The organism is Deinococcus sp. Marseille-Q6407 (assembly GCF_946848805.1).
Classification (GTDB): Bacteria; Deinococcota; Deinococci; order Deinococcales; family Deinococcaceae; genus Deinococcus.
This window is the reverse complement of the sequence record NZ_CAMPFU010000007.1, coordinates 78,063-102,037: the sequence shown is the minus strand read 5'-3', so window position 1 is coordinate 102,037 and position 23,975 is coordinate 78,063. Positions and strand designations below refer to the sequence as shown.

The following is a 23,975-nucleotide window of genomic DNA, read 5'->3' as shown; positions in this document are numbered from 1 at the left end:
CGCCTGGCCCTCTACACCTTGTTGCCAGGAGTCAGGCTGAACCACCTGCTGAGCCAAATTCAAAAGGAGCAAGAATTCCTGCGCCAGCACGGCTATTCGCTCAGCTATGCAAGGTGCAACTTATGAGAATCACGCTGACCTCTGCTCTGGTCGCTATCTTTGCTAATTCTATTGCCTCACAGGCCACGTCCTCCAGGCTGATCTTCAGCATGGCCAGAGACGGTCAACTCCCTCGCGCCCTCGCAAAAGTCAATTCACAGACCAAGGCGCCCCAGAACGCCATGTTGTTTATCGCAGCGCTTTCTCTAGTCATCGGCATAGTGGGAGCATCAACTCAGGGCTTCCTGACCACTCTGGTCACCTTTGGAGCGATTACGGCGTATATCCTGCTCAACCTATCTGTAATCTACCGGTTCGGGATTGTCGGCAAGAGTGGACAGCTTTTCACGCATTGGATATCACCACTTCTGGGTACCGCCGTACTGAGTTATGCCCTCTGGAATGCCAGTACCCAGACCAAGCTCATCGGTTTGGGCTGGCTGGTCCTCGGCGTGTTAGCAGCTCTTTACTTCCGCAGCCGGCAAAGTACTGCCGAAAACCCCGCGTAAAGCAGCGCATTTTCTACCCATGACCACCGTCCGCATCATCGATACCACGACCGGCGACGTGAAGCTGCGCCAATATGAAACCGCCGCCGAGGCTCGCCGCGAACTGGGGCGGCGGCTGGTCTGGGAGCGCGAGGAAATAGAGTGGGTCGCCGCTGCGGACGAGGTGGAGTACCGGGTGGAGGTTGACCCTGATGGAGATGGGGAATGAGGCTAAATATTAGCGAGAACTTCAAAAACGCTTCCAGCGTTACTGCTGGAAGCGCAGAGCAGGGACTTTATGCTTGCAAGGTTAGTCGAGTTGGAGCAAAGTCAGTACTTGGCCTGGGTTCCTAAAACCAAGTATGGACAGGGGCCCTAGGCCTTAGCGGTTCTGGGTATCGTCCGACAAGGTATCGCTTGACAGAACATCGCCCTGAGTTGCGCTGACTACCGTGGTGCCTGCGGCGTCTGCCGACATCATCTGCTGCTTTTCGGCGTAAGCCATCGGCAGGGGCGGAGCCAGCTGGGGCTTCTGGCCAAACGGCTGGCCCACGCTCAGCTGGAATTCGCCCAGTCCATCCAGCGAAGGTCCTTCGCTCCAGCGTCCCTGCGGCGCCGGGACACCTTCAACGCCCGGGACAAAGAAGGTGTAGCTGACTTCACGCAGCTCTTCTTCGATGGGGAAGCTATTGGGAATAGGCAGGGTGCCCTGATGCCCGCCCAGTTCTTCAATCACAGCCAGCCACTGTTGCTGGTGCATGGTATCGCGGGCAATCAGGAAGCGCAGCATGTCCTTCATACCGGGGTCTTCAGTCAGTTCGAACAGACGGCAGGCCAGGGCGCGGCCGGTGGCTTCAGCAGTCACATTGGCGTACATGTCGGCAGCCAGGTTGCCGCTGGCATATACGTGCGACCCATCAAAAGGTACACCGTTGGAGTCAGAGACCAGAGCCGCCATACCAGCAGAGAGGAACTGGCGGGGGTCCATTCCACCCATTACCGCTTCAACCACCGGATTGTTCTTGGCGGCCAAGTCCTTTTCGGCACCAGAAGCACCTTCGAGGTTCAGGGCGACAGCAGTTGCCAGCATTTCGATGTGGGCCAGTTCTTCGGTCCCGGTGGCCAGCAGCATATCGCGGTACTTGGCGGGGCCGCGGGCTCCAAAGGACTGGAACAGGTATTGCAGAGCAACACGAATCTCACCCTCTACACCACCAATAGCCTGCTGAAGCATACGGGCAAAGCGAGGATCGGGCTTATCTACACGGACCTCGTACTGCAGTTTTCCGTCGTAATAGAACATGTTGGACTCCTTGGAGAAAAGAGGTTCTCTGAGCGCCTGTGACTTCCCAGAAATGGTCAGCCTACCTTCAGACGCTCAGGGCATATAAAAGTCAGTGTCACCTATCAGAATTTTCCGAGTAACAGAAATTCTGACCTGGATTCTATTTTATAAGAAACGTTTCCCCCACCCTGAGAGAAAACATCCATTTCAGACCAGATCAAGGTTTGATGCAGAACGCAGCTCATTATTGATAACGGCGTAAGTATGCGCTGCTAAACTCTAGGGACCGTGGAATGGCAACCGAACCAATATTCTCGTGCCCAACTTGAGGAGCGGCGTCTGGCTGCTACCGAGTGGCTGCAGCAAGGCAGCCACACACACCGCGAAATTGCTGCTCACTTCGGCGTCTCCGTGCTCACGGTGACTTCTTGGAGTGCTCGGCTCAGAAAGAAGGGAAGCTTGCAAGCGACGGTCAGCTCTGGTCGTCCTGCTCGGCTGACTGAGTCTCAGCACGACCAGCTTCGCACCCTCCTGCGGGAGGGTGCTCTGCAGCATGGGTTTCCTGACGAAACTTGGACGACAAAACGCGTGGCAGAGCTGATCGGGCGGCACTTCGAGGTGTGGTACCACCATGATCACGTCCGTAAAATCCTACGAAAGTTGGGGTTCAGCCCACAGATGCCAGATGGGCGGGCTGCTGAGCGGAACGAACTTCGGATTGCATCCTGGCGGGAACAGGTGCTCCCGGAGTTGGAAAAAAAAGGTCGCTGGGGGAGCCACAATCATCTATCTGGATGAGGTCGGATTCTCGTTGAAAGGCGTGCGAAGGCGAACGTGGTCACCCAGGGGCGTCACGCCCCTGGTCACGCTCAGAGCGAACTGGGAGAAGCTTTCGACGATTGGGGCGATCACTTCAGATGGACGATTCTTCCAGCACACAACATCCGGAGCGATCCGCAGTGGAGAAGTCATCCGATTCTTTGGGCACATCCTGCGCCAAGTTCAGGGGAACATCGTCGTGGTGCTGGACAATGCGAGAATTCATCACGCGAAAGTGACCCAGGCGTTCGTGGGTTCCCACGAACGCCTCTCTCTGATCTTTCTGCCTCCGTATGCTCCAGAGTTGAACCCGATCGAGTTGGTGTGGGCCTACGTCAAGCGCAATGTGTTGGGGAACTTTTGTGCCCACTCCATCAGAGCGCTGAAAAAGAGGCTTGTCACCGCCTGGCAGCGGGTCCGCTATATTCACCTGCCCCGTCAGCTTATGGACGCCAACTTACGCCGCTATCAATAAAAGTGATGTCGTCAAGCATCAATTTCCGAGGTTGAGAAGGTCCAGGAATTACATGCCTCTAAAATCAACAGCCGTTTTTAGAACCTGGACCATGAACATCTTCTCTGGGCATCCCAATAGGGCTTATACCTCAGTAGGTGACAACTTCAGTTTGACCTCGTTCCAGACGGCAAAAACCAAGAGACAGCCCCATCAAGCTTGATGGGGCCGACTGTTCACGGTTTCCTGAGAGTGTGAAAACAACAGAATCCGCTGCTCAGCAGGCTACCGCACTCACCCAGCACTTCAAAGCGCACGCCAGTCATCTCCGCATTGACACCCTTCAGCGCTTGATTGACGTCCTTCTGGCGATGATTGCCGCGAGGAGCATCAATCATCACGACCTGAGTGCCCACATGCCGGGTATCAGCATGCCCCAGGCTAAGAAAAGGCGGGCAGACCGCACCTTCCGGGATGAGCAGCTGGACATGGACTTTTTCATCGCTCTGCTCGTCGTCCATCTTCCACCGGGGAAGGTGTTGCTGAGTCTGGACCGCACCAATTGGGAGCATGGGGAAACGCCCATCAATTTTCTGGTGCTTGGAGCCGTGGTTCATGGCTTCACCCTGCCCCTGATTTGGGTTCCTCTTGATGAGTCCGGGAACAGCCACACCTACGCCCGTATGTGGTTGGTATTGAAGCTCCTCCGCGTCTTGCCAGCGAAACGCTGGCAAGGCCTGGTGGCTGACCGTGAGTTCATCGGTGCGGAGTGGTTCCGTTTTCTCCGTCGTCAAGGCATCAAGCGGGCGATCCGCATTCGGCACAGCGACATGCTGGACGACATGAATGGGAAGGAATGGTTTAAGCACGTCCAGCACGGTCATTTCCATGAAATCGACGAAAAGGTGTTCGTGTTTGGCGAACTCATGCGGGTGGTCGCGACGAGGTCATCCACAGGTGACCTCGTCATCATTGCCACAGATTTCAGCGCTCGGAAGACCTGGAAGCTGTACAAGCAGCGCTGGTCAATCGAGTGCACCTTCAGCAGCTTCAAGAAGCGAGGCTTCGACCTGGAGCGGACTGGGATGACGGAAAGGAGCCGTCTTCAGCGGCTCTTCGGCCTTGTGACACTGGCCTGGATGTTTTGTTTGCGCTTGGGGGTCTGGCTCAGCCAGACCCAGTCCATCCCCATTCTCAAGCATGGTCGTAGAGCGGTCAGTCTGGTGCGGTACGGTGCTCAGCATCTCGTGGATGCCTTACGATGGAAACCACAACAGTTCATGGCTGTCCTAGACCTGTTGACCCAGCCTTTTTACCCGCCAGGAGCGCCTTTAGACGAAGTTGTCACCTACTGAGGATTGTGGCTCCCTCAGCGACCTTTTTTTTCCAACTCCGGGAGCACCTGTTCCCGCCAGGATGCAATCCGAAGTTCGTTCCGCTCAGCAGCCCGCCCATCTGGCATCTGTGGGCTGAACCCCAACTTTCGTAGGATTTTACGGACGTGATCATGGTGGTACCACACCTCGAAGTGCCGCCCGATCAGCTCTGCCACGCGTTTTGTCGTCCAAGTTTCGTCAGGAAACCCATGCTGCAGAGCACCCTCCCGCAGGAGGGTGCGAAGCTGGTCGTGCTGAGACTCAGTCAGCCGAGCAGGACGACCAGAGCTGACCGTCGCTTGCAAGCTTCCCTTCTTTCTGAGCCGAGCACTCCAAGAAGTCACCGTGAGCACGGAGACGCCGAAGTGAGCAGCAATTTCGCGGTGTGTGTGGCTGCCTTGCTGCAGCCACTCGGTAGCAGCCAGACGCCGCTCCTCAAGTTGGGCACGAGAATATTGGTTCGGTTGCCATTCCACGGTCCCTAGAGTTTAGCAGCGCATACTTACGCCGTTATCAATAAAGTGTGTCTGAAAACTCTTCAAGTCACTATTTTGGCCAGTCGCTTGACCATCAAGCGAATCATGACCTCTTAGACGAGGTTTTCCGAGGTTTCTGACAGTGCTTCGTAATCTCTGGACATCCGCCTGGATTTGCCTATCCAGGCGAAGGTTCGTTCAACCACCCAACGACGTTTCAGCAGGACGAATCCTGTTGGCACCTCCACCACCCGTGGAGGTGCGTCTTTTGGTGCCCAGGTACTCTGCCGGCCCGACCAAGGATGCTTGACGATTTCTAACGTCCAGCCCAAATGTTTTCTGATTTCAGCTCCCAATTTGCCGGTATACCCTTGGTCTGCCCAAAGATGTTGCATGCGTGGAAAAACGTTAGGCAAGTCTCGCAGCAGGAGGATCGCGCCGGCGCGATCCTGATAATCCGCTTCATGCACCTTGATTGCCATGACGAGGCCCATCGTATCAACCAGGATGTGCCGCTTTCGACCGTTCACTTTCTTCCCACCATCATAGCCACGAGGTCCGCCTGCTTCTGTCGTTTTGACTGATTGGCTGTCAATAATTCCCGCTGAGGGTGTTGGATCATGGCCAGCTTGTATGCGAACCCTTTCCCGCAAGACAGCATGAATCGCTTTCCAGAGACCCTGTTTCCTCCAGAGTCGGTGGTAGTGGTACACCGTGGTGGAAGGTCATGCGGCATCAGCCTCCAGGCGATACCACCGCGAAGAACATAGAAGATCCCATTGAGAATGTTGCGCCAGGACCACTTTCTAGGTCGTCCTGTTGAACAGACAGGTGGAAATAGAGGTTCGAGGATCATCCATTCGGCGTTGGTCAGATCGCTTGAGTAGACGGACGACATACCCATAGGATCCACGAACACGCGAGAGATGAAAAACCCGCACCAGGAGGCTTTTCAGACACACTTTAATAAGCGAGGTGCCTGTATCGCCAGAGCTTGTCAAGTTTTGAGAGACAACCTGATGACGAGTACAGTTGGCGATGCTTCCCAGGCGCCTTTCATTCTGGACTCCCAGCGACTTTCAACTTGAAAGTTGAAGGTAGAAACGTTGTATCTGTGGGGTTCTCGCAGAGCACTGTGCTTATAGTGAGCGATGTGATTTTGCAGCCCTCATCTCTTCAGTTGACGACAACCCGGTCAGGCACACGTATTTACACGGTGGAAGTGGATGCTTACCGGTCGCTGCCGGTCAATATCTTTGTCGTCATCGCAGGAAGTCGGTCAGCACCAGAATACCGGGCCCTGGTGGATGTGGGGAGTGAAAGGCCTGCCTGTTTTCAGCAAATTACCGCAGGCCTGCAGCAGCTGGAAACCAAGTATGGGGAGAAAATCAGCTTGCAGACTCTGGACCGGATTATTTTGACCCATGAACATCCAGACCATATTGGTGGTCTCCCCCGGCTGCGGGAACAAACTAGGGCACCCCTGGCAGCTCATCCCCTGGCCGCTGAATCTATAGAGGCCCCTCTGGCTGCGCAGCAGCGTTCTCTGGCTTCACAGGAAGCTACTTATCGGTGGATGGGACTGCCGGAAGATATCCTTGCTCCTTGGCGGGCTACGCAGGGCCGGCCCATTCTACCGGCAGGTTTGGAAGTTGCCGACCTGCTGGAAGGGGCAAGTAGTATGCTGGACGGTTTATTCCGAGTAACGCATGTGCCGGGGCATGCCGCTGGTCAAGTTGCTCTAAGGGTAGATGAAGTGCTGTTGACGGCTGATCATTTGCTGCCGGGAAGCTTGCCTCCCCTGTGGCCCGAACGCGTCCGGTCCTTCCTGGGCCTGGGTCATTATCTGGATGCCCTGGAGCGTGTCCGGCATCTCCAAGGGATAGAGCTGACGCTGCCCAGCCACGGGCAACCTCTGGAAAATTCGGAAGAGCGAATCGAAGTAATACGCCGCAAGATAGGACGAAAGCTGGAGCGAGTTGTGCAGCAGGTTGAAGAACACCCGGGGCAGACGATCTTTGAGCTTTCGCGGGCCCTTTACCCAGAACAGCCACTCTCCCGTGCCCGGCTGTTGCTCAGTCAGACAGCGGCGTTGGTGGAATACCTGGAGCAGAAAAACTTTCTCGTTGAAAGTTATGGGACAGAGGAAGCCGCTCACTGGAGCCGGGGCCCGGCAGCCGGTCAACCTCTCGTCTAAGAAGACACAAAGGCGGCTCGACTTCGCAAAGCCTCCCTAATGACGCTCTGTCAACTTTTCTTTGGAGTCAAACTTTCAAGGTGAAAGTCCGGCTACGGCTGCCTGCCTATAGAGGCGCACCAAGTAAAAACCGCCCCTAGAGGGCGGCCTTTTTTCATGGGAAGAGACTTACAACCTTAGTACAGGCTGCTGGCTTCCCGGCCATAGGTCGGGGCTGCCATCTCCTCTTCTTTCATTGCGGCTTCTTTGGCCTGAATGCCTTCAGCCACGCGCTTGCCGTAGTCGGCGTCCGCAGCGGTAAAGTACTCGATCATCTTATCCTGAATCCGCTTGTCCACGCCGGCCAGGGCACCAGACAGATTGCTGATCAGTTCGTCGCGTTCCCAGTCGGCAAAGTTGCGGTACTGCATTCTCGCCTGACCGAAGTCGTTGGGCCGGTCAATAGGCTCACGCACCAGCTTGCCTTCTACATATGGAGTGTGCGGTGCATGCTCGCGCGGTGCTTCCTTGGGGCCGCTCAGCAGGCTGGGTTCATAGTTGACCCGGGCATCCTGGCCTTCAAAAGTATCCACCCGGTAAGCCATCTGGCCGTCACGCTGGTTGCTGGCCACCTGGCAGCGGGGGCTGTTGATCGGCAGCTGCAGATAGTTGGGGCCCACCCGGTAACGCTGGGTATCCGAGTAACTGAACGTGCGGCCCTGCAGCATCTTGTCGTCGCTGAAGTCCAGTCCGTCCACCAGCACACCGGTCCCGAAAGCGGCCTGCTCGGTTTCTGCAAACACATTTTCCGGATTGCGGTTCAGGGTCATGGTGCCGACGTGGCGCCAGGGAAACTGCTCACGCGGCCAGATCTTGGTGTCGTCGAGAGGATCGAAGTCCAGCTCGGGGTGCTCACCATCTTCCATGATCTGTACAAACAGGTCCCACTGCGGGTAATCGCCGCGTTCAATGGCGTCGTGCAGGTCCTGGGTGGCGTGGTTGAAATTGGTGCTCTGTACTTGATCGGCTTCCGCCTGGGTCAGGTTGCGCACGCCCTGCTTGGGTTCCCAGTGATATTTGACCAGTACGCCTTCGCCTTGGTCGTTGTACCACTTGTAGGTATTCACGCCGCTGCCCTGCATGTGGCGGTAGGTGGCCGGAATCCCCCAGGGCGAGTAAAGCAGGGTGATCATATGCAGCGCTTCCGGCGAGCCAGAGAAGAAATCGAAAATGCGCTCCTGGCTCTGAATATTGGTGGTGGGGCTGGGCTTTTGCGAGTGGATCAGGTCCGGGAATTTGAGGGCGTCACGGATGAAAAAGATTTTCAGGTTGTTGCCAACCAGGTCCCAGTTACCGTCTTCGGTGTAGAACTTGACAGCAAAGCCACGCGGGTCGCGCAGAGTTTCGGGCGAATGGGTGCCGTGGCCTACCGTCGAGAACCGCACGAAGACCGGAGTCTGTTTGCCGGCTTCCTGAAACAGCTTGGCGCGGGTATAGCGGCTGATCGGTTCGTCGCCCACTTTACCGGTGGCTTCAAAGATGCCGTGTGCGCCAGCGCCGCGGGCGTGAACCACACGTTCGGGAATCCGTTCACGGTCGAAGTGCGAGAGTTTTTCCAGGAACTGGTAGTTCTCTAAGGTCATCGGGCCACGGTTGCCTACCGTGCGGCTGTTCTGGTTGTCGTGGATAGGGTGGCCCTGGCGGGTCGTCAGGGGCGCAGAAGCCTGGGCCTGTGAGGATGGGGCAATGTCTTGGTCTTGTTGAGAATCGTTCCTAATCATGGGCCCACCTTACCGCATGGTCTAGAGCAGAAAAGCCGACGGGCACACTTCTTTTTTGCGAACGAAGGGACGCGCGGCCATCTTGATTGACACGGTTGCTTAAACTCATAAGTTGCACCTTGCATAACTGAGCGAATAGCCGTGCTGGAGAAGAAATTCTCGTTCTTTTTGGAGCTGACTCAGAAGATGGTTGAGCCTGACTACGGGGAACAGGGTGTAGAGGGCCAGGCGTGCCGCCTCTTTCAAGGTCATCCCTTCTGAGCGATGCAGCATGGTCAGGGTGAAGGCTAGAAAGACCATCAGAATCCAGCGGTCCAGACCCCTGGCAGTTCGCAGCGCGAACTGCGCCAACCCAAACTGGTGCTTACCTTCCTTAAAGAAGGATTCCACCCCCCAGCGATGCGCACCCTCAGCAACGACCTCGTCCCCCTCCAGCAGTTCAGACGACACCGCGAAGAATTCGCGGTCCCCACGGTCCATCCTCCCCAGAGACAGCGTTTCCAGAGGCCAGTTGGCGAGGTTGACGTACCCCCCATGCGGACAGTCCGCAACCGTCACCCGCCCAGGATGGTCTGTGCGTCGGTTGCTCCGCACACCCACCACGAACTCGAAACCCAGGCGCTGCACACCGTCCAGAAAGACAGCGGATTCGAATCCGCTGTCCGCCAGTACGCAGACCTGAAAGCGTTTCCCCACGAAGTCTGGCACCTCTTCCAGCAAGTCGAGGGCCAGCGTGACCGGGGTGCTGGTGTGCTTGCCCTGGTAGATCCGGTAAGAAATGGGGAACTGAAGTTCCCCATATTCGGCGAACAGGACCACCAGATGGATGCCGTGCCTGCCGTTGTAGACGCTGACGTAGGGCAGTTGAGTCCCCACCTTTTCTACCGTGGTCAGGTCCACACTGAGACGCAGACGAGGTCTGCGTTTGTGACGAGCCGCGTCCAGCAACATGCGCCATTGGGTGTCCTGCATCTCTTCCCAGCAACGGTCTGAATCCCAGTCGTAGATGTTGAAGAAACGGCTGAGTGCACTGGGGCTGACTCCCTCTGCCTGGCTGAACTTGGTCTTCTGACCTGGACTGTGGAAGAGGTGCAGCGAAGCCTCCAGGCTTCGCCGTTGGTACAGCGTCTCTGGAATATCCAGAACCTGCTGTGCGAAAATACGGACGCGCTCCCCTGAAACCGGTTGATTCACACCTCCAGAATTTCAGCTCTGGGAGCGCTTTTTGTCTCCCTATTCAGGTGCAAGTTCTGAGTCAAAGGTTTTCTTCCCACATTTTGTGGACTGGGTAAAAAATATTTAGTTGCTTCTCAGACTTTAATCTCGCTTAGGCCACAAACTGCTAGGCAGAACCGGGAACGGTCATTCCGAAATTCCCGGCTATTCCCCAATTAGGAGATACAAAATGAAAAAAGTAACCTACACCCTGCTGCTGGCCAGCCTGCTGGCTGCCCCGATCACTGCTAGCGCTCAGACCGACAGCACCAGCACTGCCACCACCACCACCGCGACCGAAAGCACCACCCCTGAAAGCACCACCACTGTAACCAAGCAGAAGACTGGCTTTGACTGGGGATGGCTGGGCCTGCTGGGTCTGCTGGGTCTGGCCGGTGGCCGCCGCCGCGAACCCGAAACCGTGGTCCGCACCGCACCTACCCACACCACCACGACCCCGACCCATACCACCACGACCAGCAGCACCACCACCAACAACGACACCACCCGTCGCTAAGCGGCTGGCTGGCGCAGCAATTGTTAAAAGGCAGGCTCCCTCGCGGGCGCCTGTTTTTTGGCTGTGGCTTTTTTGGTTGTGGTTTGCTGGGTTGTTCCTTTGCCGAATTTCGCAGAGGGTACACTGGCGCATTGTTCTGGCTTTAGGCTGACCCTCCGTGTTCAGACGACACCAGAAAGCTTGGCTCTCCTCAGGAGGTGAAATGAAAGTATTCAGGCAATTTTTCGGCTTCGCGGCGCTGGTGTCGCTGGTCTGTCTGGCCGTTGCTGCCTGGGACGGATACACCCGTGGCGGTGGCCTGGGCGCCATGTGGCAAGCCCTGGCTATCGCCTTGCTGCTGGGCATCTTGGAGATTTCTCTCTCCTTTGACAACGCTGTGGTCAACGCGACTGTGCTGCGAACCATGTCGCCCAAGTGGCAGCAGCGGTTTCTGACCTGGGGCATTCTGATTGCCGTTTTCGGCATGCGGTTTTTCTTCCCGATTCTGATCGTGGCGCTTTCGGCTGGACTGGGTTTCAGCGAGGTGCTGCGCGAAGCTTTCGCCAACCCTGGCCTTTATGCCGAGCACCTTGACCGGGCTCACGTCGCCATCAGCGCTTTCGGGGGTGCCTTCTTGATGATGGTCTTCCTGAAATATTTCATGGACTCGGCCAAGGAGGTGCACTGGCTGCGGCGCGCCGAGGAATGGCTGGCGCAGGCCGGCAAGCTGAACTCGATTCAGGGCATTATTGTCGGCACGCTACTACTGGTGCTGGTTCACTACACGGTCGCGCCGGCTGAGCAGCTGACGGCGCTGAGCGCTGGCCTGACCGGCTTGCTGGTGTATCTGGTGATGGACACCATCAGCAACCTGTTTGATGTGGAAGGCCTGACCGAGAAAAGCGGCGCGGCCGGCGCTTCCGCCTTCCTCTATCTGGAGATTCTGGACGCTTCCTTCTCGCTGGATGGGGTGATCGGTGCTTTTGCTCTGACCAAAGACGTGGTTCTGATCGCTGCCGGCCTGACCATCGGGGCCATCTTTGTGCGCTCATTGACGAGCATGATGGTGCGCAAGGGAACGCTGGAAGCTTACCGCTTTCTGGAACACGGCGCTCATTACGGCATTGGCGCTCTGGCGGCCATCATGCTGGTCAGCATGAACCGCGATGTGCATGTGCCTGAGCTGGTCACCGGCCTGATCGGTGCCGGCTTTATCGGCCTGGCCATCTGGAGCAGTGTGCAGGCGAACAGGCGGGAACGGTACGCACAGCTGAACTGATTCCTAGGCTGTTGGTCGCTTTCTGGTATAGAGTCTGCCTCTCCTCGGGGCAGGCCTTTTTTTGGGAAGGGCTGCCATGAGTTCACCCTCCTGGGCGGCCAGGGTGGTCGTGGCAAGAAGGAGAGACGAGCCCGTTTCCGTAGGTTTTTGTAAAGAAGAGCAGAAGTGTGGTCATTCTGTTTCCCTATAATGCCGGGTGATGATTTTGTCCAGCAGCGACAATGGAGAACCTTCGAGTTCCCGTCCCGACTTTTCTCTGAACCTACCCACTGGCGCCTGCGGGCAACAAGTGGGCGGGCTGAGCAGTGATGCCGGGGTCTGGCAGTGACGGCAGCTCAGGCGCCCTGGGTCTCGGCCATCGTTCCTGTGATTGCCTTGCTGGTGATGGTGGCGATCAACGCGCTGTATGTGGCGGCCGAGTTCGCCACTGTGGCCTCGCGCCGCTCCCGGGTGCAGGAAATGGCCGAAAGCGGCGACACTGCGGCGGCCGACCTGAACGTCATCCTGCGCGACAGTCGTCTGATGGACGACTATGTGGCCGGCTGCCAGATCGGAATCACGCTCAGCAGTGTGATTTCGGGTGCGTATGGGCAGTCACAGTTGTCTCCGCTGCTGACCCCTTATCTGGGGCCGATCGGCGGCGCGGCGGCCTCGGCGGTCATTGTGCTGCTGCTGATCACGGTGCTGCAGGTGGTGCTGGGCGAACTGCTGCCCAAAACGGTGGCGTTACGCTACCCGGAACGCCTGGCGCTGGCCGTGCTGCGCCCGATGCAGGTGTCGCTGGTGCTGTTCCGGCCGCTGATTACGCTGTTTAACGGCACCGCTTTTTCCGTGATGCGCCTGCTGGGACTGAACACCGACCACAGCCACGCCCACGTACATTCGCCGGATGAACTTGAAGGGCTGTTCAAGGCCAGCGCGGCCGGCGGACTGATTGACGCGGCCGAGCGCGACATGGTGGCTGGCGTCTTCAATATTGAGGACCGGGTGGTGCGTGAGATTATGACGCCGCGCACCCGGCTGGTCACGGTGCAAGCCGATATGGGCGTGCGGCAGGCTCTGCGTGAGCTGGCCGGCACACCCTATACCCGTTTCCCGGTCATTGGAGACTCGGTGGACGATGTGCGCGGAATGGTCTCGCTGCGCCGGCTGTATCAGATGTCGGAAGCGTCGCCCGATGTGCCGGTGTCGCAGGTGATGACACCGCCGCTGGTGGTGGCCGACGCCATGCTGGTGGGCGAGCTGTGGCGCAAGCTGATTGAGATGGGCCGCCCCAACGCTCTGGTGGTGGACGAATACGGCGGCGTGGCGGGCATCGTGACGATGGAAGACGCTCTGGAAGAGGTGTTTGGAGAATTGCAGGACGAATTCGACCAGGAAGACGAGCTGATTACCCGCAGCGGCACCCGCATTACCGTGCGCGGTGATGTGCTGCTGGAGTTCCTCAACGAGCGCTATGACCTGAACCTGCCGGCCGAGGAAGTCGACACGGTCAGTGGGCTGATGTGGAGTGAACTGGGCCGCCTGCCTGCTGTGGATGATCAGGTGGTGGTGGGCGACCTGATCATGCAGGTTGATGCCATGGACCGCCGCGCCGTGCGCCGGGTCAGTTTCGATCTGCCGGTCCTGCCAGAGCGAATGCTGGGCGCGCAGGAGGTGCAACCATGAGTGCCCTGCTGACCTATCTGGTGCCGGTGCTGGTGATTCTGGCCTTGATTGTTCTGAACGGCCTGTTTGTCACGGCCGAGTTCTCACTGGTCAGCTCACGCCGCAGCCGCATTGCGGTGATGGCCGAAGCCGGCAATCCGGCCGCCAACCGGATGCTGGAAGTGTTCGACCAGCCCACCGGCAAGGATCAGTATGTGGCGGTAGCGCAGCTGGGCATTACCCTGGCCTCGATCGGCCTGGGGATGTATGGCGAGCAACAGGTGGCCGGCTGGCTTTATCATCCGCTGGAACAGGGCGGGCTGACCGAAGCCGGCGCTCACACGGTCGCAACTGTCATCAGCCTCAGCCTGATCACGTTTATGCATGTGGTGTTCGGCGAGATGATTCCCAAGGCGCTCGCGTTGCAGGGCCCTGAGCAGATCAGTCTGCGCATTTACCCGATGATGAAGGTGTTTTCCTTCGTGTTCCGGCCGCTGGTGATTCTGCTGAACTGGATCGCCCTGGGCATGATGCACCTGCTGGGTATCAAGGACCCGGGAGACAATGCTTCGCTCTATACCTCCAAGGAACTCTCGATCCTGACCGAGGAAAGCACCGAGGGCGGGCAGCTGGCCGAGGAGCAGCGCGACCTGATTCAGAACATTTTTGCCCTGGAAGAACGCACTGCCGAGGAACTGATGACGCCCCGCACCCGGATTGAGGCCATTTCGGTGGATACCGGTCCCGAGGAGATCAGTGATCTGATCGTGAGGTCGCCGCGCAGCCGTTATCCCGTATACGACGGCAGCCTGGATCAGGTGGTGGGGGTGCTGTTGGCCAAGGACTTTATTCGTGCCCGTGTCCGTGGCTACGTGCCGCCGCTGCCGCAGCTGGTGCGGCGCCTGGCCAGCGTGTCGGCGCACGCGCCTGCTGAAGACCTGCTGACCCTGTTTAAGCGTGAGCGGATGCACGCGGCCCTAGTGGTGGATGAATATGGCGGCACCATGGGCCTGGTGACGCTGGACGACCTGATTGACGATGTGATTGAGGATGATGACCCCCTGACCAGCGACTGGGTGCGGGTTCAGAGTGACGGCTCTTTGCTGCTGGACGGCGAAGTGACATTGTCGGAACTGTGCGAGGACTACGCTATCCAGATCGAGAGCGAAGAGGCCACCACCATTGCCGGGGTTCTGCTGGAACAACACGGCACCCTGCCCAGCGTAGGTAGCGCGATCAGTCTGCCTGGCTATGATCTTCAAGCTGAGGAGGTCCAGGGCCTGAAAATCACCCGGGTGCTGCTGCGGCCCCGGCCTGAAGAGAACGTGGAGATGCCCGCAGAGTAACCGCTGCCAGGCTACCGAGCTCTGTGGTGGCAGGTTCTGTGTAAGACTGTGAAGGAGACAGCGCTCTAGAAGGCGTTGTCTCTTTTCTCATCGCTGCCGCTACAGAGTGGGGAACAGCGGCCAGGGCACTTTGTTTTTTACAGCAGAGGCGTAAAACAAGGTATGACTGATCTCAAACTCTCCGTGCTGGACCTGTTTCCCGTCAGCGAAGGCATGACGCCGGGCGAGGCACTGGAACAGAGCCTCCAACTGGCTGAACTGGCCGACGCCAGCGGTTACACCCGCTACTGGGTGGCTGAGCACCACAACACCGAAACGTTTATCAGCTCCGCTACTGAGATTCTGATTGGCCAGGCGGCGCAGCGCACCCGGCGAATGCGGGTGGGTTCCGGCGGCATCATGCTGCCCAACCACTCGCCGCTGAAGGTGGCCGAGAACTTCCTGACCCTGAATGCGCTGTTCCCGGGCCGGATTGACCTCGGTCTGGGCCGCGCTCCCGGAACCGACGGCCGCACCGCGCTAGCCCTGCGCCGCGCCCCCGACGCCCTGGCCACCGACGACTTTGGCGCCCAGATTGCCATGCTGCAGGCCTTTGGCGGCGAGGCGGAATGGCCCGGCACCTCACTGTTCAGCACCGTGCAGGCGCACCCGCAGGGCCAGCTGCCGCCGCTGTATATCCTGGGCTCCAGCCTTTACGGAGCCGAGCTGGCCGGGAAACTGGGCCGGCCCTACGCCTTTGCCTACCACTTCAGCGGCTTCGATCCGTGCGAAGCGCTGGACACTTACCGCCGGCACTTCCGCCCCAGCCCGTATCTGGCCGAGCCGTACGCCATTCTGGGCGTGAACGCTGTGGCCGCCCCCACCCAGGCGGAAGCTCAGGAACTGTCGCTCTCCAGTGCGGCGCTGGCACTGGGCATCGCTTCGGGCCGCCGTGGCCCACTAATGAACCCTGCCGACGCCCGGCAGTGGCTGGAACAGATGGAAGTGACGCCGCAGCAGATGCTGAAGAAAGCCGCTATCGGTAGCGGTGAAGAAACCTGGGCGCAGTTGCAGGCGCTGGCCGAGCGCACTGGCGCTCAGGAACTGCTGGTGACCACCCACGTGTTTGATCCGGTGGCTCGCCGCCGCAGCTATGAGCTGCTAGCTCAAGCTGCTGTCAATTGTCGTCCGTAATGGCACTGAAAGCCGGGGAAATCCTTGATTCTTTTCATTTGCCGCGGCACTGTGAGCGTTTGCCATGGCACTGGATACTGGTTGGAGTCTTTGCCGTGGCACCAGAACCCTTTCTGTGAGCGTTTGCCATGGCACTGATCTGTGTCACACAAACGGAATACCAGCTCCATGCGCACGAGCCACCCTGCCCTGATACACAGACCATCACAGAACACCATGTATAACGTCATCAATCGTTATGCATAAGTCATGAAGAGTTATGTCCAGGACGCATTATGGCATTGCATAAGAATGCTGGATGTTCTAGACTGATTCCGGCAAGAGCCAGGACACCACAAATGTCACACTGACCGACTCGGTTTCTCAGGCGGAGACGGTCAGTGTGGGTGCCCACATTGCTGGAGACATATGAATCATACCGCAGGGTCATCCCGGTGTGACGATTCCAGCCGCGGATACGCTGGAATTCGCTCGCAACACGGTGTGTTGTACCTCTACCGCTGCAACAGCCAGATCCATTACGAGAGCAACATCGAATGCCAGCTTCTCTCGCTGCTCGATGCTCACCCTGACGTTGTCAAGGTGGAACGCAGCGAGAGTATCACCGTATTCTCGCCTACCGGTCAGATCAGTCAGTACACTGCCGATTTCAGGGTCACGCTCAGTGACGGCCGCATCCTCACAATCGAGGTGAAACCAGCTGAACTGCTGAACAGTGAGATTCTTGACTGCGCCAGTGAATGGCAACGGCGCAGTGACGTGCTGCGTGAGCTCGGTATGCCTCTGCATCTGGTTCTCGACACCTATCTGAACCCGCAGCAGACCCGCATTGCTGAAGCCGTTATGCCGTATCACGGTAGCCCGGCAGATCCCACCATCCAGCGGGCAATCATCAAACTGCTGAAACAGCGGGTGAGCGTGCCGATGCACATCCTTCGCGACCTCGTCCGGGCAGAGCCAGGCATCAATTCGGCAGTGTTCAGCCTGATGGACGACACCCTCCGCGGCATGATCGCGCGCCAGGAGCTTATCCTGGATCTCGCCGCAGGTCAGCAACCATACCAGGGGACGGTTCTGTTGCCCTCCCACCATCACCACCAGCCACCGCCCATCGGACGTCTACTGACCGGGATTCTGGCCGAACCACCAGATCCCGTCAGCACACCTGCCCTGACGGAAAAGGTGACCAGTCTGCTGGCGGAGGCACAGCGGTTTCTGAATACCCCGGCCGGACAGCAGTACAGACAGCTGTGGGAGATGTACAACAACCCCAATGTCCCCCTGACCGGGCCACTCCTGGAGAACATCTGCAAGGTGATCGGTGTGTCTAGGCGAAATGCCTTTCGCTACAGAAAGGCACTCATTGCAGCCGGTGCCCCGGGGATCACATTCCAGGACCTGCTTCCTCACCTTCCCGCAGCCCTGCGCACCCATGCCCCTACCAGAAACGTGCACCCGGATGTTGCACGGATCATCGAGGAGCAGGCCATGGCCCATTACTTCCGACCGGTTGGATACAGCGGTCGCGCCGCCACCGTCGCCACCCTGTATCGCAGGATCCAGCAGGTCTGCGCCAAGGAGGGTCTGACTGCCCCTGCTCACACGACAGTCAAACGTCATCTCGACCGGATCCGGCAGGCTAACCCCATCAGAGCGGCCCGGGCCCGTGAGGGAGATGACGTGGCGCATCAGCTCGCTGGCCGTATGGGACATCTGGAAACCAGTGAGTATGGACAGCTGTGGGCCATCGACTGCACGCCAGCCGACGTCTTTGTACACGCTGACCGGCATGCTGACAACCACCGGTTCCGTCCCCGCATCGTGACCGTCATCGATGTGGCCACCGGACAGGTTCTACGCAGCACATCCTTCCCCCACGGCGTGGGTGCCAGCGAGATCCTGTCTGTTCTACAGAGCCTGTTCATTGGCCGCACCACCGAATTCCATGAGGCCGGTGCCAGGTCCATCCCACAGGCCCAGGGCCTCCCCGGCGCCATACGTATGGATTCGGGGAGCGAATTCGCGAACCAGCAGGTGACACGCGTGCTCGGCGATCTGGGCATCCAGATCGTTCGGCGCAACAGGGGAACCCGGCACCATGGTGGGGACGAGGAACGGACCATCGGTTCCCTGGTACGCACACACCACACTCTGCCCGGCACCACGATGAGCAACATCGCCTCCCGCGCCCGTTACGATGCGAAGAAAAACGCCACAATCGATTTCGCTGCCCTTGCGAGATTTCACACCCTCGTCACGGAACACCATAATCTGCTCCCCCGACCACTGGAGCTGGCCAGCCGGCACGACCGGGCAGCTGCCCTGATCGCACAGGGACGGTGTGCTCTGCGGACCCCCACACCGTCGCAGCTGGAGTACATCCAGACGCGTCTGTTCGTGGAACACAGGAGGCGGGTCGCACGCGATGGCGTCAGTCTGCACGGGCTGAAATACCGCGCAGACGCTCTTGCAGAACTGGCCGTTACCAGGGAACAGGTCATTGTCTCGCATGATCCCGGAGATATCCGGACCGTTGACATCATCCACCCGGCCACCGGAGTGATCATCCGCGCCACAGCACGTCTACCACAGTCTTTCATCGACGCTTTCCCTGACCCCTCCGCTCCGGTGCCCCTGGCGGTCTGGGACGCTTACCGGAAACAGGCCATTCATTTCCGGGAAGCTATTCACCAGAGCCTGCCCGGACTCCAGCAACTACAATCCGACGTGTTCACACAGGCCAGCCGGAAGCAGCGCAAACCGAGGCGCGAACTCAGGGTTCAGGACACGGGAAAGGAAAAATCCGCAAAGAACGCGATTACCCTTGAACCCGCCGCAATCGAGCTTGAACTCGAACGGGACGCCTGAAGATGGCACGTTCGAACGAGCTGACACCCCTTCAAGAACTGATTCGGCGGCGTGAACAGATGTGGTATGCAGAGGAATCCAGGAAGATACTGCTGAACGACCTCGAGCTCCTGCTGCAGACCGGGGAACGCAAACGTAAACGCTCCTTTGCCATCGTCGCGGAGTCAAATGGCGGAAAGACAGCACTCGTCAGACGCTTCATGAAAACCCACCCCCCGGTGAATGCAGGCGATCACCAGATCATTCCGGCCATCTTCATCAACATGACTCTCCTCGCACGCGTCGAGGATCTGAGCCGCGTCCTCCTGGAGGAGATCGGTGCCCCCGACTCTGCCTCGGGATCCCATGAGCAACGCCTCAATCGTTTCCGCAAACTCGCAGAAGCGGTACAGCTGAACATCATCTTCCTCGACGAATTCCATGACTGTGCCACCACCACGGGACGGGGGCAGGCCTTCCTGCGGATCGTCAAGGGACTGATGAACGACGGCTTCATGGTCGTTCCCATCGGCACCGAGGAGCTCGCGGCAGTGCTTGCGCAGGACCGGCAGCTGAGCTCCCGGTTCCATTTCTCCCGCGCACGTCTCAGACGGGTACAGGACCCCGCAGTCGTCCTGAGCCTCGTACAGCAACTGTCAGGCCCCGGTACTCCACAGCCCACCGACGAGTGCATCCATTTCATCCTGAAGGAGACGCGTGGTGTCATGGGCCACCTCCTCGATCTGGTTGAGGATACCCTGCAACATCACGGCGCCATCACCATCGGAAACCTGCGTGAGGTCAGACAGACAATGGATGTCCTGGACGGTCTCTTATGACCCTGCCGGTTCATCCTGTACCGGCACCGGGTGGTCTGCTGAGTGATTACCTGATCCGGCTGGCACTGGCCAACAGCCTGCGGCCTGCACAGCTGGCCCGGTACCTGAACCAGCCACGCCTGTGGCAACGCGATCCTGACTGCCATGTCCCGGAGGACCTCCTCCGTCAAATGGACAGGCAAACCGGCCTCCCCGTGGGCACACTGGAAACCACCAGCATGCGTGCCCTGATACGCAACCTGCACCTTGCCATGCCAGGCGACACGACCCTGATCAGATTCATCACCGTCACAGGCCGCCATACCCGCGTTCCCGGACAGTACGGGCATCCTGTGTGTCCCCGTTGCTTGGCTGAAGGAAAACCCATGCGGCGTGAGTGGCGACTGACCACTACCGTTCTCTGCCAGGAGCACGGCCTGGCGCTGGTCGACAGATGTAACCACTGTGGCCATGCCATCAACCACAGCCGTAAACACGTTCGTGCAGGTCGCACGGCACAACCCCTCGATTACACCCCCGACCTGTGTGGCATCTGCCAGCAGGGACTTCAGGCTCCCACCCTGCAGGACGGATACGCTCTGTGGCTCCAGCAGGCCATGTCCAGAGCGGCAAACGGGGACAACGTCTGCTGGGGAGATCTGACCCTCAGCAGCCACGAATTCGCCGGCATCACTGAATGTCTGCTCAGGCTGAACCGCCCAGCGGCCGCGCTCCGGCATCCCCGCTGGCGCCCGGAAACCGCTCCCATTCAGCTTCGTCTGGGCATGGTGTCCTCAACCGGCCACCTGATGTCCGGAGGGCTGACAGGGTGCCTGTCTCGGCTCCAGCAGCAGGATTTAACCCCTGTCACCCTGCTGGCACGACTCCCCCAGGAGTGCGTACCACACTGGTTCGCTCAGGCAGTGCAGGACGTTCTGTCCAGACGACCTCATGCGCGCCGGAGCTGGCAGGGCCCGGCCTCGTTCACCTTCACGGAAGAGCAGTGGGAGGCCATCACACCTCTGCTCCCACCTGAACCCACCACCGGTGGTGGCAGGGCAGGACGCAGAACCCACCGCCAGGTCCTCGAGAACTTCCTCTCCCGCTGCGCAGCGGGAACCACGGATGAGCACTGGAAGGGGGCAGTGAGCGTCCCAACTATGCGCAGACGTACCCGGACCCTGGCACAGACAGGGGTCCTTGACCGGATCATACAGGTTCTCTTGGACCACCCAACAGGGAATACCTGCGAGGTTCTCTCCAGTCCCGAGACGGTGCGCCAGCTCAGACAGGCAGGCTGTAGTGAAGCGGAATATCTGGCTCAGCTCACCATATGCCAGACAGACAGACGCCTTGTGATCGGTCAGTCCGCCTGCATGATCATAGAAGCCGGGAAAGAGAAGCATGGAACAAACAGAACTGTAAGGCCCTCATGCAACGAGAAAAAGCAATTGGTGGACGCGCCTGCGAGGTCCTGAACATCATCGGAGAACTGACCGTGGAGGATGTCATGATTACCAGTTCACGCATCACGGCCCGTACAGACATGATCAGACAGAATGTCCGGCAGCAGGTATTGAAGCTGGAATCACTGGACCTGATCGAACCCGAGACAGACGAGGTTGGCAGGATGATGATCATCAGGCTAAGGCCGGTCGGGTATGCGGAGCTGGGCATGACACCGGCAACGGAGAGCACGGGGTTGCCGATCCTGGGTGAGGTGGCTGCAGGACAGCCCACATGCACCTCCGATCAGGCCCCAGGTCATGCCGGCCATCTGCAGCACCTGTTCCGTGTGCGCCCGGGAGACTTTCTCCTCAGGGTACGCGGTGACAGCATGATCGGCATCGGGATTCAGCCCAGTGACCTGGTGGTGATTCGCGCCAGCCATGAGGAGCCACAACCCGGTACCATCACGCTGGTCTGCATTCCGGGCGAGGACACCGCCATACTCAAACGCTGGCACCGCAAGGGTCGGTGCGTCACCCTCACCAGTGAGAATCTGGACTGCTCGCCGCTGACGTTCGATGTGGAGAGCGTTCAGATGCAGGGGTATTTCTTACACTGTATCGCCACGCGAAGCTGAACTTCGCATACGGAGGAAAGACCATGACAGCCATCACCAGGGTAAAGACACCAGCGCTCCCGTCAGGTCATGTGGAGCAATCCTCCGGTTACCGTAGTGCCACCGGGCAGTATCAGCGCTTGGATCTGTATCAGCGCCATATGCTCTGTGCCCTGGCCAGGGCAGGTGGAGAGATGAGCACGTCCAGCCTTGCCACTGACATGGATCTGATCCGCAGCCGCATGAGTCAGCTCTCTGGGGCAGGAATGGTCATTCAGGTTCCCGGGGGCTGGAAACTCACCAGTGCTGCCCGGCCCATCGCCCAGGCAGATGCCAGAGCCTCCATGCACGTATCGCTGATCGTTGCGCAACCCAATATGCTGCTTCAACCGTGCGAGTCGTACCACGAACGCATGATCTACAAGGTCTGCATCCAGCTGTTCACGGGGTGCCCGGTCATCCTAAACGTGCCTCTGCACCGCGTGATCAACGCTGATACCATCAGCCGCTTTCTGAACGAGGAGGACATGCGGTTCGCCACCCATCCCAGCGCTCACTTCGATGTCGTGGTGCTAGGGGCAACCTCCCTCAGACCCATCCTTGCCATTGAAGCAGACGGCGACCAGCACAATCACCCCGATCAAGTGGCACAGGACACTAAAAAGAACCGCATCTGCCACGTCGTAGGATTGCCACTGGTACGTGTCCGCATCCGCACACAGATAAATGAAGAGAAGGTTGTCCGGCAGCCTGGAAGTCAACTCACCCGCCTGGCACGTGCTGCCCGACCAGAACACCGCGGTCATGAGGAACTGGCCAGCGCCCTAACAGGTTTGAGGCGTTAAAGATCAGGATATGCGTGAACAGTACATTTGAACCCGGGTTATCCGGAAAAGGTAGCTCTGTTTCCGCCAGCTGGTCCCTGCATGGAGCGCAAAACTGACAGAAAATGCAACAGGAGGCATTCTACTCATAAGTTGCACCTTGCATAGCTGAGCGAATAGCCGTGCTGGTGGAGGAATTCTTGCTCTTTCCGAAGCTGGCCCAGCAGGTGGTTGAGCCTGACTTCGGGGAACAAGGCGTAGAGAGCCAGGCGTGCAGCTTCCTTCAAGGTCAGGGCCTCTGAGCGGTGCAGCGTCGTCAGGGTGAAGGCCAGGAAGACCATCAGAATCCAGCGGTCCAGACCCCTGGCAGTTCGCAGCGCGAACTGCGCCAACCCAAACTGATGCTTCCCTTCTTTGAAAAACGACTCCAGTGCCCAGCGCCGTTTTCCTTCGGCCAGGATGTCATCCCCCTCTAACAGCTCAGACGACACCGCGAAGAATTCACGGTCCCCACGGTCCATCCTCCCCAGAGACAGCGTTTCCAGAGGCCAGTTGGCGAGGTTGACGTACCCCCCATGCGGACAGTCCGCAACCGTCACCCGCCCAGGATGATCCGTGCGTCGGTTGCTCCGCACACCCACCACGAACTCAAAACCCAGGCGCTGCACGCCTTCCAGAAAAACAGCGGATTCGAATCCACTGTCTGCCAGTACGCAGACCTGAAAGCGCTTCCCGACGAAGTCTGGCACCTCTTCCAGCAAGTCGAGGGCCAGTGTGACCGGGGTGCTGGTGTGCTTGCCCTGGTAGATCCGGTAAGAAATGGGGAACTTCAGTTCCCCATTTTCGGCGAACAGGACCACCAGATGGATGCCGTGCCTGCCGTTGTAGACGCTGACGTAGGGCAGTTGAGTCCCCACCTTTTCCACCGTGGTCAGGTCCACACTGAGACGCAGACGAGGTCTGCGTTTGTGACGAGCCGCGTCCAGCAACATGCGCCATTGGGTGTCCTGCATCTCTTCCCAGCAACGGTCTGAATCCCAGTCGTAGATGTTGAAGAAACGGCTGAGTGCACTGGGGCTGACTCCCTCTGCCTGGCTGAACTTGGTCTTCTGACCTGGACTGTGGAAGAGGTGCAGCGAAGCCTCCAGGCTTCGCCGTTGGTACAGCGTCTCTGGAATGTCCAGAATCCGCTGTGAGAGAATATGGGCGCGCTCCCCTGAAGCCTGTTTGTACACACTTCCAGAATTTCAGCTCTGGGAGCGCTTTTTGTCTCCCTATACAGGTGCAAGTTCTGAGTTCTATACTTGTTTC

General features: G+C 58.6%; 20 protein-coding genes and 1 pseudogene. 15 read left to right on the top strand and 6 right to left on the bottom strand.

Annotated elements, in window-relative coordinates; translation table 11 throughout:
* Positions 1–113 precede the first annotated feature (113 nt).
* Positions 114–608 (top strand): APC family permease, encoded by a 495-nt coding sequence (locus OCI36_RS12585; RefSeq protein WP_409996746.1) that lies wholly within the window; start codon positions 114–116, stop codon positions 606–608.
* 19 nt (positions 609–627) lie between these two features.
* Positions 628–816, top strand: coding sequence for a hypothetical protein (locus tag OCI36_RS12580; protein ID WP_261665423.1), 189 nt, complete (start codon positions 628–630; stop codon positions 814–816).
* 153 nt (positions 817–969) lie between these two features.
* Here the strand turns inward: OCI36_RS12580 and OCI36_RS12575 are convergent, their stop codons facing one another.
* Complete coding sequence (locus OCI36_RS12575) at positions 970–1,890, bottom strand: manganese catalase family protein (RefSeq protein ID WP_261665422.1); 921 nt, start codon at positions 1,888–1,890, stop codon at positions 970–972.
* Between the two features lie 270 nt (positions 1,891–2,160).
* Between OCI36_RS12575 and OCI36_RS12570 the strand changes: the two genes are divergently transcribed.
* Both OCI36_RS12570 and OCI36_RS12565 read left to right on the top strand, forming a co-directional pair.
* Positions 2,161–3,166, top strand: a protein-coding gene (locus OCI36_RS12570; protein ID WP_261663102.1) for an IS630 family transposase whose coding sequence is annotated in 2 segments (ribosomal slippage) — positions 2,161–2,628 and positions 2,630–3,166 — 1,005 coding nt in all. Because the reading frame shifts where the segments join, the coding sequence is not laid out codon by codon here.
* Positions 3,167–3,516: 350 nt separating this feature from the next.
* Entirely contained in the window at positions 3,517–4,500 is a 984-nt protein-coding gene (locus tag OCI36_RS12565) for an IS4 family transposase (RefSeq protein ID WP_261665430.1), read from the top strand.
* Between the two features lie 14 nt (positions 4,501–4,514).
* On the opposite strand, the gene OCI36_RS12560 is transcribed toward OCI36_RS12565, so the two are convergent.
* Both OCI36_RS12560 and OCI36_RS12555 read right to left on the bottom strand, forming a co-directional pair.
* Positions 4,515–4,997 carry a transposase gene (locus OCI36_RS12560; protein WP_261663422.1) on the bottom strand — a complete coding sequence of 161 codons (483 nt, stop codon included), beginning with the start codon at positions 4,995–4,997 and terminating at the stop codon, positions 4,515–4,517.
* 113 nt (positions 4,998–5,110) lie between these two features.
* Positions 5,111–5,901: pseudogene (locus OCI36_RS12555) on the bottom strand (IS5 family transposase).
* A 240-nt stretch (positions 5,902–6,141) separates the two neighbouring features.
* Here OCI36_RS12555 and OCI36_RS12550 point away from each other — a divergent pair.
* The gene (locus tag OCI36_RS12550; RefSeq protein ID WP_261665421.1) at positions 6,142–7,194 is read left to right on the top strand and encodes an MBL fold metallo-hydrolase; all 1,053 of its coding nucleotides are present in this window, start codon (positions 6,142–6,144) and stop codon (positions 7,192–7,194) included.
* 176 nt (positions 7,195–7,370) lie between these two features.
* Here OCI36_RS12550 and katA read toward each other — a convergent pair whose 3' ends face one another.
* Both katA and OCI36_RS12540 read right to left on the bottom strand, forming a co-directional pair.
* On the bottom strand, positions 7,371–8,954 hold the full coding sequence (katA, locus tag OCI36_RS12545; protein ID WP_261665420.1) for a catalase: 1,584 nt from the start codon (positions 8,952–8,954) through the stop codon (positions 7,371–7,373).
* 105 nt (positions 8,955–9,059) lie between these two features.
* Complete coding sequence (locus tag OCI36_RS12540; protein WP_261665419.1) at positions 9,060–10,148, bottom strand: transposase; 1,089 nt, start codon at positions 10,146–10,148, stop codon at positions 9,060–9,062.
* Positions 10,149–10,359: 211 nt separating this feature from the next.
* On the opposite strand from OCI36_RS12540, the gene OCI36_RS12535 reads away from it, so the two are divergent.
* The 10 genes from OCI36_RS12535 to OCI36_RS12495 all read left to right on the top strand — a co-directional run bounded on the left by OCI36_RS12535 (position 10,360) and on the right by OCI36_RS12495 (position 22,685).
* Positions 10,360–10,686 carry a WGxxGxxG family protein gene (locus OCI36_RS12535; RefSeq protein WP_261665418.1) on the top strand — a complete coding sequence of 109 codons (327 nt, stop codon included), beginning with the start codon at positions 10,360–10,362 and terminating at the stop codon, positions 10,684–10,686.
* 202 nt (positions 10,687–10,888) lie between these two features.
* On the top strand, positions 10,889–11,944 hold the full coding sequence (locus tag OCI36_RS12530; protein WP_261665417.1) for a DUF475 domain-containing protein: 1,056 nt from the start codon (positions 10,889–10,891) through the stop codon (positions 11,942–11,944).
* A 324-nt stretch (positions 11,945–12,268) separates the two neighbouring features.
* A complete protein-coding gene (locus OCI36_RS12525) occupies positions 12,269–13,612 on the top strand; it encodes a hemolysin family protein (RefSeq protein WP_261665416.1) in 1,344 nt (447 codons plus the stop codon).
* Positions 13,609–14,937: a hemolysin family protein gene (locus tag OCI36_RS12520; protein ID WP_261665415.1), complete on the top strand. Its 1,329-nt coding sequence runs from the start codon at positions 13,609–13,611 to the stop codon at positions 14,935–14,937. Before OCI36_RS12525 ends, OCI36_RS12520 begins: the two co-directional genes overlap by 4 nt.
* Positions 14,938–15,099: 162 nt before the next feature.
* Positions 15,100–16,110 carry an LLM class flavin-dependent oxidoreductase gene (locus OCI36_RS12515; protein WP_261665414.1) on the top strand — a complete coding sequence of 337 codons (1,011 nt, stop codon included), beginning with the start codon at positions 15,100–15,102 and terminating at the stop codon, positions 16,108–16,110.
* A 486-nt stretch (positions 16,111–16,596) separates the two neighbouring features.
* Complete coding sequence (locus OCI36_RS12510; protein ID WP_261665413.1) at positions 16,597–18,978, top strand: Mu transposase C-terminal domain-containing protein; 2,382 nt, start codon at positions 16,597–16,599, stop codon at positions 18,976–18,978.
* A gap of 2 nt (positions 18,979–18,980) precedes the next feature.
* Positions 18,981–19,796, top strand: coding sequence for a TniB family NTP-binding protein (locus tag OCI36_RS12505; protein ID WP_261665412.1), 816 nt, complete (start codon positions 18,981–18,983; stop codon positions 19,794–19,796).
* Positions 19,793–21,253, top strand: a complete 1,461-nt coding sequence (locus OCI36_RS13470) for a TniQ family protein (RefSeq protein WP_409996745.1) — start codon at positions 19,793–19,795, stop codon at positions 21,251–21,253. The genes OCI36_RS12505 and OCI36_RS13470 overlap by 4 nt, the downstream gene beginning before the upstream one ends.
* Positions 21,208–21,861, top strand: a complete 654-nt coding sequence (locus tag OCI36_RS12500; protein ID WP_261665411.1) for a LexA family protein — start codon at positions 21,208–21,210, stop codon at positions 21,859–21,861. Before OCI36_RS13470 ends, OCI36_RS12500 begins: the two co-directional genes overlap by 46 nt.
* Before the next feature lie 23 nt (positions 21,862–21,884).
* A complete protein-coding gene (locus OCI36_RS12495) occupies positions 21,885–22,685 on the top strand; it encodes a DUF2726 domain-containing protein (protein ID WP_261665410.1) in 801 nt (266 codons plus the stop codon).
* A 125-nt stretch (positions 22,686–22,810) separates the two neighbouring features.
* Here OCI36_RS12495 and OCI36_RS12490 read toward each other — a convergent pair whose 3' ends face one another.
* A complete protein-coding gene (locus tag OCI36_RS12490) occupies positions 22,811–23,899 on the bottom strand; it encodes a transposase (protein ID WP_261665409.1) in 1,089 nt (362 codons plus the stop codon).
* Positions 23,900–23,975: the final 76 nt, after the last annotated feature.

What these genes read in the sequence shown, in the direction of transcription:
- OCI36_RS12580 (WP_261665423.1), top strand. Translation starts at nt 628, where the DNA reads ATGACCACCGTCCGCATCATCGATACCACGACCGGCGACGTGAAGCTG.
- OCI36_RS12575 (WP_261665422.1), bottom strand. Translation starts at nt 1,890, where the DNA reads ATGTTCTATTACGACGGAAAACTGCAGTACGAGGTCCGTGTAGATAAG.
- OCI36_RS12565 (WP_261665430.1), top strand. Translation starts at nt 3,517, where the DNA reads ATGATTGCCGCGAGGAGCATCAATCATCACGACCTGAGTGCCCACATG.
- katA (WP_261665420.1), bottom strand. Translation starts at nt 8,954, where the DNA reads ATGATTAGGAACGATTCTCAACAAGACCAAGACATTGCCCCATCCTCA.
- OCI36_RS12535 (WP_261665418.1), top strand. Translation starts at nt 10,360, where the DNA reads ATGAAAAAAGTAACCTACACCCTGCTGCTGGCCAGCCTGCTGGCTGCC.
- OCI36_RS12530 (WP_261665417.1), top strand. Translation starts at nt 10,889, where the DNA reads ATGAAAGTATTCAGGCAATTTTTCGGCTTCGCGGCGCTGGTGTCGCTG.
- OCI36_RS12520 (WP_261665415.1), top strand. Translation starts at nt 13,609, where the DNA reads ATGAGTGCCCTGCTGACCTATCTGGTGCCGGTGCTGGTGATTCTGGCC.
- OCI36_RS12515 (WP_261665414.1), top strand. Translation starts at nt 15,100, where the DNA reads ATGACTGATCTCAAACTCTCCGTGCTGGACCTGTTTCCCGTCAGCGAA.
- OCI36_RS12505 (WP_261665412.1), top strand. Translation starts at nt 18,981, where the DNA reads ATGGCACGTTCGAACGAGCTGACACCCCTTCAAGAACTGATTCGGCGG.
- OCI36_RS13470 (WP_409996745.1), top strand. Translation starts at nt 19,793, where the DNA reads ATGACCCTGCCGGTTCATCCTGTACCGGCACCGGGTGGTCTGCTGAGT.
- OCI36_RS12500 (WP_261665411.1), top strand. Translation starts at nt 21,208, where the DNA reads ATGCAACGAGAAAAAGCAATTGGTGGACGCGCCTGCGAGGTCCTGAAC.
- OCI36_RS12495 (WP_261665410.1), top strand. Translation starts at nt 21,885, where the DNA reads ATGACAGCCATCACCAGGGTAAAGACACCAGCGCTCCCGTCAGGTCAT.